This window comes from Sedimenticola sp., from assembly GCF_050289425.1.
Classification (GTDB): Bacteria; Pseudomonadota; Gammaproteobacteria; order Chromatiales; family Chromatiaceae; genus Sedimenticola.
In genome coordinates this window covers 33,520-44,053 of the sequence record NZ_JBNKFS010000008.1, presented here as the reverse complement: position 1 = coordinate 44,053, position 10,534 = coordinate 33,520, and the positions used below count along the sequence as shown (strand labels likewise).

12 protein-coding genes are annotated in these 10,534 nt (G+C 59.9%); 2 read left to right on the top strand and 10 right to left on the bottom strand.

Going from position 1 to position 10,534, the window contains the following annotated elements:
- From ubiB to hslV, 6 genes are all read right to left on the bottom strand, one after another.
- A complete protein-coding gene (ubiB, locus tag ACQY5R_RS07375) occupies positions 1–1,656 on the bottom strand; it encodes a ubiquinone biosynthesis regulatory protein kinase UbiB (RefSeq protein WP_428606412.1) in 1,656 nt (551 codons plus the stop codon).
- Positions 1,653–2,285 carry a ubiquinone biosynthesis accessory factor UbiJ gene (locus tag ACQY5R_RS07370; protein ID WP_428606410.1) on the bottom strand — a complete coding sequence of 211 codons (633 nt, stop codon included), beginning with the start codon at positions 2,283–2,285 and terminating at the stop codon, positions 1,653–1,655. The genes ubiB and ACQY5R_RS07370 overlap by 4 nt, the downstream gene beginning before the upstream one ends.
- Positions 2,286–2,300: 15 nt before the next feature.
- Complete coding sequence (gene ubiE / locus ACQY5R_RS07365; protein WP_428606408.1) at positions 2,301–3,050, bottom strand: bifunctional demethylmenaquinone methyltransferase/2-methoxy-6-polyprenyl-1,4-benzoquinol methylase UbiE; 750 nt, start codon at positions 3,048–3,050, stop codon at positions 2,301–2,303.
- Between the two features lie 112 nt (positions 3,051–3,162).
- Positions 3,163–3,528, bottom strand: a complete 366-nt coding sequence (locus ACQY5R_RS07360; protein WP_428606406.1) for a gamma-butyrobetaine hydroxylase-like domain-containing protein — start codon at positions 3,526–3,528, stop codon at positions 3,163–3,165.
- A 33-nt stretch (positions 3,529–3,561) separates the two neighbouring features.
- Positions 3,562–4,890: an ATP-dependent protease ATPase subunit HslU gene (gene hslU, locus ACQY5R_RS07355; RefSeq protein ID WP_428606404.1), complete on the bottom strand. Its 1,329-nt coding sequence runs from the start codon at positions 4,888–4,890 to the stop codon at positions 3,562–3,564.
- 12 nt (positions 4,891–4,902) lie between these two features.
- Positions 4,903–5,448, bottom strand: a complete 546-nt coding sequence (gene hslV / locus ACQY5R_RS07350; protein WP_428606401.1) for an ATP-dependent protease subunit HslV — start codon at positions 5,446–5,448, stop codon at positions 4,903–4,905.
- Positions 5,449–5,607: 159 nt separating this feature from the next.
- On the opposite strand from hslV, the gene ACQY5R_RS07345 reads away from it, so the two are divergent.
- Both ACQY5R_RS07345 and ACQY5R_RS07340 read left to right on the top strand, forming a co-directional pair.
- Positions 5,608–6,603 carry a nucleoid-associated protein gene (locus tag ACQY5R_RS07345; RefSeq protein WP_428606399.1) on the top strand — a complete coding sequence of 332 codons (996 nt, stop codon included), beginning with the start codon at positions 5,608–5,610 and terminating at the stop codon, positions 6,601–6,603.
- Between the two features lie 90 nt (positions 6,604–6,693).
- Positions 6,694–7,167, top strand: a complete 474-nt coding sequence (locus ACQY5R_RS07340) for an acyl-CoA thioesterase (RefSeq protein WP_428606396.1) — start codon at positions 6,694–6,696, stop codon at positions 7,165–7,167.
- A gap of 7 nt (positions 7,168–7,174) precedes the next feature.
- On the opposite strand, the gene ACQY5R_RS07335 is transcribed toward ACQY5R_RS07340, so the two are convergent.
- The 4 genes from ACQY5R_RS07335 to dapF form a co-directional block, all read right to left on the bottom strand.
- Positions 7,175–7,984 carry a ferritin-like domain-containing protein gene (locus tag ACQY5R_RS07335; protein ID WP_428606393.1) on the bottom strand — a complete coding sequence of 270 codons (810 nt, stop codon included), beginning with the start codon at positions 7,982–7,984 and terminating at the stop codon, positions 7,175–7,177.
- A 118-nt stretch (positions 7,985–8,102) separates the two neighbouring features.
- Positions 8,103–9,020, bottom strand: coding sequence for a tyrosine recombinase XerC (gene xerC, locus ACQY5R_RS07330; protein ID WP_428606391.1), 918 nt, complete (start codon positions 9,018–9,020; stop codon positions 8,103–8,105).
- Positions 9,020–9,700, bottom strand: a complete 681-nt coding sequence (locus tag ACQY5R_RS07325) for a DUF484 family protein (RefSeq protein ID WP_428606389.1) — start codon at positions 9,698–9,700, stop codon at positions 9,020–9,022. Before ACQY5R_RS07325 ends, xerC begins: the two co-directional genes overlap by 1 nt.
- The gene (dapF, locus tag ACQY5R_RS07320; protein WP_428606387.1) at positions 9,697–10,527 is read right to left on the bottom strand and encodes a diaminopimelate epimerase; all 831 of its coding nucleotides are present in this window, start codon (positions 10,525–10,527) and stop codon (positions 9,697–9,699) included. Before dapF ends, ACQY5R_RS07325 begins: the two co-directional genes overlap by 4 nt.
- Positions 10,528–10,534: the final 7 nt, after the last annotated feature.

The window sequence follows — 10,534 nt, the reverse complement described above, 5'->3', positions numbered from 1 at the left end:
TCAGCTCCTTAGCCAGGTACGGATCAGGGCAATGCCGCCGACTGCCGAGAGCCCCAGGCCGGCAGCGGCTACCGCGCTGGTCGGCAATAGCTGGCCGGGTCCGAGCAGCAGCATCAGCGTGCCGGTCAGCAGCAGCGTGCCGCCGCTGACGGCGGTGATCAGTCGACGCTGGTGGCGCTGGGCATCCCGGCGGAGCTGTTCCAGTTCGGTCGATTTCCAGTTCAGTTCCAGGCGTCCTTCCGAGGCGTCTCGCAATACCTTGTGCAGTAGTATCGGCATGTCCGCCGCGTATTCGGTCATCTGCGGCAGGTTCTTTTTCAGTTTGCGGGTGAATGCCTTGGGCCCCACCTGCTCCTTCATCCAGCGCTCCAGGAAGGGTTTGGCGGTAGCCCAGAGATCCAGTTCCGGATAGAGTTGGCGCCCCAATCCTTCGATATAGAGCAGGGTCTTCTGCAGCAGTACCAGTTGCGGCTGCACTTCCATATCGAAGCGGCGGGCGGTCTGAAACAGGTTGAGCAAGAAGTGGCCGAAAGAGATTTCGCTCAGGGGCTTGTTGAAGATCGGTTCACAGACCGAGCGGATAGCCGATTCGAACTCTTCCACCCGGGTCCCTTTGGGTACCCAGCCGGACTCCACGTGCAGTTCCGCCACCCGGTAATAGTCACGGTTGAAAAAGGCGAGCAGGTTTTCCGCCAGATAGCGCTGGTCTTCGGTGGTGAGCGAGCCGACGATACCAAAATCCACCGCGATGTAGCGGCCGCCCGGTTCGACGAAGATGTTGCCCGGGTGCATGTCGGCGTGAAAGAAGTTATCGCGGAACACCTGGGTGAAGAAGATTTCCACCCCCTGGGTGCCGAGCTGTTCCATGCTGATGCCGGCCGCTTTGAGCGCCTTGATATTGCCGACCGGGATACCGTGGATGCGCTCCATTACCAGCACGTTGGTGCGGGTGTATTCCCAATAGATTTCGGGTACGAAGAGGATGTCGCTGCCTTCCCAGTTGCGTCGCAGCTGGGCGGCATTGGCCGCCTCGCGCTGCATATCCAGTTCATCCAGGATGGTCTTTTCATAGTCCCGCACCACTTCCATCGGACGCAGGCGCCGACCATCCTTCCAATAACGATCGGCCAGGCCGGCGATGATGTAGAGCAGACCCACATCGCGGCGGATGGTCCGCTCGATGCCGGGACGCAGCACTTTAACCACCACCTTTTTGCCGTCTTTCAGCGAGGCGGTGTGAACCTGGGCGATGGAGGCGGAGGCGAGGGGTTGCTCGTCGAAATAGTCCAGCACATCTTCGATCGGGTGGCCAAATGCCTGCTCGATGATCTGTCTGGCCTGTTGTCCGGAGAAGGGTGGCACCGCATCCTGCAGCTTGGCCAGTTCATCGGCGATATCATCCGGCAGCAGATCGCGGCGCGTGGAGAGGATTTGGCCGAACTTGATGAATATAGGTCCCAGGTCCTCCAGTGCCAGGCGCATCCGTACCGGATAGGGCGGTAGCTTGTGGCGGCGCAGCCAGTAGAAAGGCGACAGGTAGAGCAGGAAGCGGACCGGGCGAAACAGGTGGGTGGCCAGGATCACTTCATCCAGGCCGTGGCGCAGCAGCACCCAGTTGATATGCAGCAGGCGCAACGCCTCGGCGGGACGGATCACTGGGACTCCTCGTGGGGTGTTTGGGTACGCCGTTGCAGCAGGATGATGCGCGCCTCGAGGCGTTCGATATCGTCGCGCAGTTGGTCCACGTCGGCGAGAAACTGCTCCACTTCGCTCCGCTCAGGCAGGATGCGCAACTCCTTCTGCAGCAGCTCCTGCAGATCCAGCTCCAGGGTATCCAGGGCGCGCCGGCCCCAGCCCGAGACCTGTTTGACTACGCCGGCGACATCCTCCGCCACCAGGGTACCGGTGTACTGGGCCAGTTGTGCCTCCCAGTCGATGGACATGCCGCCGAGAATCTTGCCGAAACGGTGCGCCAACTCGGTGTCCCCGCTGATACGTACCTCACCGGAGAACAGTTGGTCGGAGCTGGTCTCCTGATTGCCCATGCGGGCCAGGGCGAGAGGGGTGCCCTGCAGTACGCAATCCGGCTCATCTTCATAGCGGGAGAGCAGTTGCACGCCGGCCGGCCCGGGGATCAGGTACAGGGTTTGGCCGAGTCCGGCCAGCTCAAAGGCGATCACCTTGCCGTGCAGCCTGGCCATCTGGGCCGTGGCGGACGGGTCCAATTGCAGATACCGGTTTAAGGCCTGTTCCAGGCCGGCGGCAGTGATGCCGGAGAGACTCATGGGCAGGCGGCCTGACTAGAGTTTGAAGCCGCGATGAACGGCCACGATACCACCGGTCAGGTTGTGGTAGTCGCAGCGCTCCAGGCCGGCTTGCTCCATCATCCCCTTGAGCGTCTCCTGGTCCGGATGCATGCGGATCGATTCAGCCAGATAGCGGTAACTCGCCTCATCATTGGCGACCACTTTGCCGATCTTCGGCAGCAGCTTGAAGGAGTAGATATCGTAGACGCTCTTCAGCGGTTTGCCCTGAGGATGGGAAAACTCCAGTACCAGGACCCGGCCGCCCGGTCGCAGCACCCGTGCCATTTCGTTCAGTGCCTGCTGCTTGTCGGTGACGTTGCGCAGGCCGAAGGCGATAGTGATGCAGTCAAAACTGTTGTCCGGGAAGGGGATCTGCTCGGCGTTGACCTGGGTGTAGACGACATTGCCCACCAACCCTTCGTCGGCCATACGCGCCCGCCCCTGATGGAGCATGGCGGCGTTGATGTCGGTCATTACCACCACGCCCTCCGGGCCCACCAAGCCGGCAAAACGGGCCGCCAGATCACCGGTTCCGGAAGCCAGGTCGAGAATCTTCTGGCCACGGCGAATACCTGCCAATTCCACCGCAAAGCGCTTCCACAGCCGATGGATACCGAAAGACATCAGGTCGTTCATCAGGTCATAGCGGGTGGCGACAGAGTCGAAAACGGCCCGCACGCGTTGCGCTTTTTCCCGGGCGTGAACGGTCTCAAAGCCAAAGTGGGTAGATTCATTCTCCGTCATGTTGCTGCCTTGAACAGATTGGGTGGTTGATGCAGTGCACTGCTGAATAGTGCAGAGTGTATCGGTTTTTCACCGATTCAGGAACAAATGGCCGGCCCCAGCGGCGATGACGTCAGTTGGGCGCCTTACGCTTGTGTCCTGCCGCTTCCAGGCGGTTCAGGTAGCTCTGCCAGTTTTGCTCATAGTTGAGGCCCAGGCTGTAGAGATACTCCCAGGAGTAGATGCCGGTATTGTGCTCGTCGTCGAAGTGCAGCGTTACGGCGTAGTTGCCCACCGGGGTGATCTGGGCGATGTTCACGTCTTCTTTGCCGAGCTGCAGCACTTCCTGTCCGGGGCCGTGGCCCATCACTTCCGCGGAAGGGGAGAAGACCCGCAGGTATTCGCAAGGCAGCTCGAACTTGGCGCCGTCATCAAAGGTGATTTCCAGCACCCGGGAGTGCTGGTGGAGGTTCAATTCGGTGGGTACGTATTTGGACATGTCATCTACTCCTGACAATGGGTGCCGTTACCGCTATAGGATAAATCGGCTCAGATCTTCATTCGAGGCCAGCTCGGACAGATTGTTATCAACATACTCGGCATCGATCACCACACTGCTGCCCGGTACCTCGGTAGCGGTGAACGAGATCCCCTCCAGCAACCGCTCCATGACGGTATGTAGCCGGCGGGCACCAATATTTTCGGTGCCTTCGTTGACCTGCCAGGCGATCTCGGCAATACGGCGAATCCCCTCTTCGGTAAAGGAGAGTTTGACTCCCTCCGTCGCCATCAGGGCGATGTACTGATCGGTTAGCGAGGCGTCCGGTTCGGTCAGAATGCGAATAAAGTCCTCGGTGGTTAATGCATCCAGTTCGACCCGTATCGGCAGACGCCCCTGCAGTTCCGGGATCAGATCCGAGGGTTTGGCCAGATGGAACGCGCCAGAGGCGATAAACAGGATGTGGTCGGTTCTTACCATGCCCTGTTTGGTGGAGACGGTACAGCCCTCCACCAGGGGTAACAGGTCTCGTTGCACCCCCTGGCGGGAGACGTCCGGACCCCCGTGATCGGAACGGGCCGCCACCTTGTCCAGCTCATCCAGAAACACGATGCCCTGCTGCTCGACTTTTTCCAGTGCCTTGAGTTTCAGGTCCTCGTCGTTGACCAGCTTGGCCGCCTCTTCATCCTGCAGGATGCGTAGGGCGTCCTTGACGCGCAGCTTACGCTTGCGGGTGCGGCCACCGCCGATATTCTGAAACAGCCCCTGCAGTTGGCTGGTCATCTCTTCCATGCCCGGGGGAGCCATGATTTCCACTCCCAATGCGGCGCCGGAGACCTCGATCTCGATCTCTTTTTCATTGAGTTCGCCGTTGCGGATCTTGACGCGGAATTTATCCCGGGTGGAAGCTCCCGCCGCGCTGCTGCTGTCGCCCTCCCAACTGGTGGCCCGGGGCAGCAACACATCCAACACCCGCTCTTCCGCCGCATCCGCCGCTTGGTCTTTGACCTTTTCCAGAGCCTGCTCGCGCACCATCTTCATGGCCGAATCGGCCAGATCGCGGATGATCGAATCCACATCCCGGCCGACATAGCCCACCTCGGTGAATTTGGTCGCCTCGATCTTGATAAACGGCGCGTTGGCCAGTTTCGCCAGGCGCCGGGCGATCTCGGTCTTGCCGACCCCGGTAGGGCCGATCATGAGGATATTCTTCGGGGTGATCTCGTTACGCATCTCGGCATCGACCTGGCTGCGCCGCCAGCGGTTGCGCAGGGCGATAGCGACGGCGCGCTTGGCGGCCGACTGGCCGATAATATGCTTGTCCAACTCCTGGACGATCTGTAGTGGTGTCAATTCAGGCATGATAGTTGGGAATCAGTTTTCCGTATCGAGTTCTTCGATAACGAGGTTGTGGTTGGTAAAGACGCAGATGTCGGCGGCGATGCCGAGACCCTTTTCAACAATCTCCCGGGCGCTGAGATCGGTGTTTTGCAGCAGGGCCTTGGCGGCAGCTTGGGCGAAGGGTCCACCGGAGCCGATCGCCATCAGGTCGTCTTCCGGCTCGATCACATCACCCAGACCGGTGATCATCAGTGAGGCAGTCTTATCGGCCACCAGCAGCAGCGCTTCCAGTTTGCGCAGGGTACGGTCGGTGCGCCAGTCTTTGGCAAGTTCAACAGCGGCGCGCATCAGGTGGCCGTGGTGTATCTCCAGTTTGGCTTCAAAACGTTCGAACAGGGTGAAGGCGTCGGCAGTGGCGCCGGCAAATCCGGCAAGTACCTGATTCTTATAGAGGCGGCGCACCTTACGGGCGTTCCCCTTCATCACGGTGTTGCCCATGGAGACTTGTCCATCGCCACCGATGACAACCTTGCCGTTGCGGCGGATTGAGAGAATTGTTGTGCCCTTGATCGGCTCCACTGCTTTGCCCCTTGAATATAAGTCGTTGTCTATTCTAACTGATCCAACATGGGGAGAATAACCGCCAATTTCAAGGGAAGTCCGGCACGGCGGCATTTGCGGGTATAATCCGCCTCGGGTCCGGACGGGCCGACGATTTTATTTTTTTGCGGAGTTCCAATGACGATCACCCACTGCATTACCCATCAGATCCATCCGGATGAGAGCGGCGCACCGGCACTGCACTTGCGCGAGACGGAGCTGCCGGTGGATGATCAGGTTGAAACGCTGGCCGCCGATTTGAAGCGGGCTTATCTGAGTCGCATCAATCGTGAATATGGTCGTTTTTCGGAAGCGTCGCAGGAGAACGGGTTGGCCGGGGAATTGGCACAATTCTGTACCGAACAGGTGGATTTTGTCACGCTTAGCAGCCGCCTGGGGAAACAGTTGTTGCAGCGCATGCAGGAGCTGGGGAGTGAACTGCGCGGTCATCTGATTCTGTTCATCGAGCAGCAGCACGAACAGCAGGCGCTCTATCTGTTTATCGTCAGCCAACGGATTGCCAGCCGGATCAATGAGCGACAAGAGGTGGAGCCGGTGCTAACGCTGGATTTCGGTGCCTCGATGATGGCGCTGAAGGTGGATCTGACACTGTGGCGCAGTGAGGCGGGTGATGCCTACCTCTCCATGAGTCCCTCGCGGGCTCGCGGCATGGCCGAATTGTTGCAGCAGTTGGCCGGTTTCAGCGCCAGTGTCGATAAGGCCGCCGCTACCCGAGATTTTCTGGAGCGCATCGAGACCTTTTCCCAGAAGCTGCCGGAGGAGCAGGTCGGCGATTTTCGCAACCAGGTGGTGGAGTACTGTGTCGAGCAGGACCTGCAGGATGCCCCAGTGGAGATCGGCGGACTCTCCCAGGCCCTGGACGGGGTGGATACGTCGGCCTTTTCCAGCTATTTGGCGGATCACCTACCGGAAGGCGGTGGACGCCTGCTGCTGGACCGCAAGAGCCTGCGGCGTTATGTGAAGTTTGCCGGCCGCGAGCGGGATCTGGCGATCAGTTTCTCCTCCTACCAGCTAAACAAGCGGATACACTATCAGGCCGAGAGCGACACCCTGAGCATTACCGGCCTGCCGAAGATGCTGCGCAGCCAGTTGTTGGGACATGTGGAAGAGTAATCACCAAGCGGCCGGTAGCCGGAGTAGGGATTAACCCGGATTGCCAACAGTCGCTAACCCTGAGAATCCATTCATACCAGTGAGTAGATCATGACGAAACGCAGCGATGCATTGCAGGTACGCCCGGTGGGTGACGGTGAGGGTTTGGTGTTTGTCACCCGGCGATTGGTTCGCTTCAGCCATGTGGATCCGGCCGGTATCGCCTACTTTCCGCGTATCCACAACTTCATCCATGAAGCGTTCGAGGACCTGTGGGAAGAGTATATCGGGGTGCGCTACTTTTACCTGATCCAGGATTTGCGTATCGCCTTCCCCATGGTGCATACCGAAGTGGATTTTCGCCAGCCGTTGCGTTTTGGCGAACGCCCGGAGATCCGCGTTTCCTGTTTCAAGCTGGGTCGCAGCTCCTTGGGGTTGCGCTACCAGATATACGTCGATGAGCGGCTCTGTGTCGATGCCCGTACCACCACCACCTGTATCGATGCCGACAAACTGAAAAGCCAGCCGGTGCCCGAGGCGTATCGCGCCTTCTTTGAAAAGATCTACCATCCGCAGCCGGTGTGATCGGCTCCTAGGACGTAGACTGCTCACCCGCTTCCAGCTGGGCCAACTCATTTTCGCTGAATCCGCACTGACGGCGTGCTGTGTGATTGAACGGACCGCGTGGAATATGGCCGAGGTAGCGCTGCAGCAGTTGGAAGAAGGTGGTGTCTGGATCCAGACCTTGCTGTTCACAACGGTAACGGAACCAACGGGTACCGGCACTGACGTGGCCAATCTCTTCGTTGGCGATGGTGGTCAATATGGAGGCGGTCTTGCTGTCCCCCAGCTCCTGGAATTTTTCCAGGGTCTTCGGCACCACATCCAGCGCCCGTGCCTCAAATACCCGGTGCACAATCCCCATCCGGTCCATCAGCTCGTGGGCGGTCTCCACAGCGCTGCCCCACAATTCATCATGGGCGGTGAAGTCACCATAGTCGAAGCCCATGGCGCGCAACTGCCCGCGCAGGGCGAGGAAGTGCTGGCTCTCTTCGCCGGCACACTGCAGCCAATCTTCATAATAGTCCCGGGGCAACCCGCGGAAGCGGTAGATGGTGTCCCAGGCCAGGTTGACGGCGGTCAGTTCGATATGGGCCAGGGCGTGGATCAGGGCGGCGCGTCGGGTGAGGGAGCCGAAACCGCGCTTGCTCACCTGTTGAGGCGGCACCAACAGGGGGCGCTCCAGCCGGCCGGGGGCCAGGAAGTGCTCCGGTTCGTCATCTGAATCCCAGTTGAGATTGCCGGCCTGCCAGGCCGAAACCAGTGCCAGGGAGGCGTCCAGTTTTTCATCCGGATCGGCGATCAGAAAACAGCGTTTGGCTTCGGCGAAGAGATTGTTCAAGCCGGACTCCGGGGTAATGGTCATGCGTTGGGAGACTTATTGTAACGGCAGCCGGGCCTTGCCGACAGGCGTTAATCCGCTGGCGGGAGGGCGCAGTTCTACCGGTTGTTTGGATTGGCTAGTTATCGCGCTTTTTCTTGCGAGCACGCGGATGGGCGCTGTCGTACACCTGGGCCAGGTGTTGGAAGTCCAGATGGGTGTAGATCTGGGTGGTGCTGATATCGGCGTGCCCCAGTAACTCCTGGACGGCCCGCAAGTCACTGGAAGACTCCAGCAGGTGGCTGGCAAATGAGTGGCGCAGCATGTGCGGATGAAGATTCTGCCGACAACCCTGCTTCAGTGCCCATTGCTGCAGGCGTTGCTGGATGGAGCGGGGCCGGAGCCGCCCGCCCCGGCGGCTGACAAACAGAGCCGGTTCATCCGCTTTGGCCCAGTCGCCCCGCACCTGTTTCCAGGCATCGACGGCCGCCAGGGCTTTACTGCCTACCGGTACACGACGGCTTTTGGCCCCCTTGCCGATCACTTCCAGGGTGGCGTCATGGGTGTCGATATCGTGCAGGTTGACTGCGACCAGTTCGGCCAGTCGCAGGCCGGAGGAGTAGAGCAACTCCATGATCGCCAAATCCCTCAGTTCCAACGGATCCACGCTGGCCACATCCAGCAAGCTGCCCAGTTGATCGGCATCCAGCGTAGTGGGGAGATGGCGTGCGGATTTGGGCGCACGGATGCCGCTGGCCGGGTTGTCGGCCAGCACCCCTTCGCGCATCAGGTAACGGAACAGGCTGCGTAGCGCGGAGAGTTCCCGCTGAAGGCTTTTGCCGGAGATGCCGGCGCGATGGCGTCTGGCCACGAAGGCACGCACTTGGTGTGGCGTCAGCTGCTCCCAACCGTTCAGCTGTTGTTCCCGGCACCAGTCGCCGAAACGCACCAGGTCGCGCTGATAGTTGGTCAGGGTATGGGTGGAGAGACGCCGCTCGAATTGGAGGTGGGACAGGAAGGCTTGCAGCCGGTGCTGCAGCTGGTCAGCGGACGGCATCAGCTGCCCGGTTCCGATACCACCTCCAGGGTTTTGCTGACAATCTCTCCAAGGCGGATCAGATAGTCGGTGCCCATACCGGGATGGAAGCGGTGTTCACTGTGGCTGCCGATAGCCAGTACGCCCAACAATCCCTCACCCTTAATGGGTATCAGGGCCGTGGAGGCGATATCTTCGGCCTGGGGGCCGAACAGGTATTTCAACTGCCCATGCGGCAGCCGGCCGCAACGCGGCTTGTTGGTATCGAGAAAATCCCGGAAGCCGTCCAGGTCGGGATTGGTCAGGTGTTCGGCTTCGCTGGCCGAATAGAGGTGCAGTTCTACCGCTTCGGCACGGAAGTCGTCATGCAGCAGATCCTGCAGGGTGTTGATCACCTCGTCGAAATCACAGCATTCGATCAACTTGACCGTGAGGTGATGCAGCCGCTCGTTGAGCAGTTCGTTCTCCCGCGCGATCGCGACAAACTCTTCCAGCTTGCGCTGACTCTGTTCGGCTTGCTCACGCAATGTGGCCACTTGCCGTTCGATCAACGACACGGCGCTGCCGTTGCTGTGGGGCAATTCCAGTTTGCTCAGTAGGTCGGGGTTGCGATCAAAAAAATCGGGGTGCTCGGTCAGAAAGGCGATCAGGTTCTGTTCCATCTGGGGGTAGTCTGGCTTGGGCTCGGGTTGTGGGCTCATAATTCGATGCTTCCTTCAAATACTGAAGCGGCCGGGCCATACATCATGACGGGCGCCTGTTCGTCCAACCACTCTATCATAAGCGCCCCGCCGGGCAAGCTGACCTTGACACTTTTGTTAAGCAGTCCGCGCAGTTGGCCGGACACGGCGGCGGCACAGGCACCGGTACCACATGCCAGGGTTTCCCCCACGCCACGCTCGAAGACGCGCAGGGCGATGGAATCCGCCGAGAGGATCTGCATAAAGCCCACATTGACCCGTTGCGGGAAGCGTGGGTGTTGCTGCAGGGCGGCGCCGATGCGCTCCACCGGGGCTTGCTCCAGGTCATCGACCACGATTACCGCATGGGGATTGCCCATGGAAACGGCTCCCAGGGTAAGGGTTTCACCCAGTACCTCGACCCGGTAATCGGCCGCTTGCCGCTCGGCGATAAAGGGGATGCGGGCGGGCTCCAGCACCGGGACACCCATGTTGACCCGCACACGACCATCCGCTTCGATAGTCAGCTTGATTATCCCGGCGTTGGTGCCGACGGTTATTTCCTGCTTGTCGGTCAACCCCTTGTCGCGCACATAACGGGCAAAGCAGCGGGCGCCGTTGCCGCACTGCTCCACTTCATCGCCATCGGCATTGAAGATACGGTAATTGAAATCGGTGTCGGGCAGTGTGGCGGGTTCCACCAGCAGGATCTGGTCGCAACCGACACCGAAGTGGCGGTCTCCCAGCAGGCGGAACTGTTCCCGGGTGAGGGTGAGTGGCTGGGTGAAGGCGTCCAGGACCACAAAGTCATTGCCCAGGCCATGCATCTTGGTGAATGCATATTTCATAGTGGTC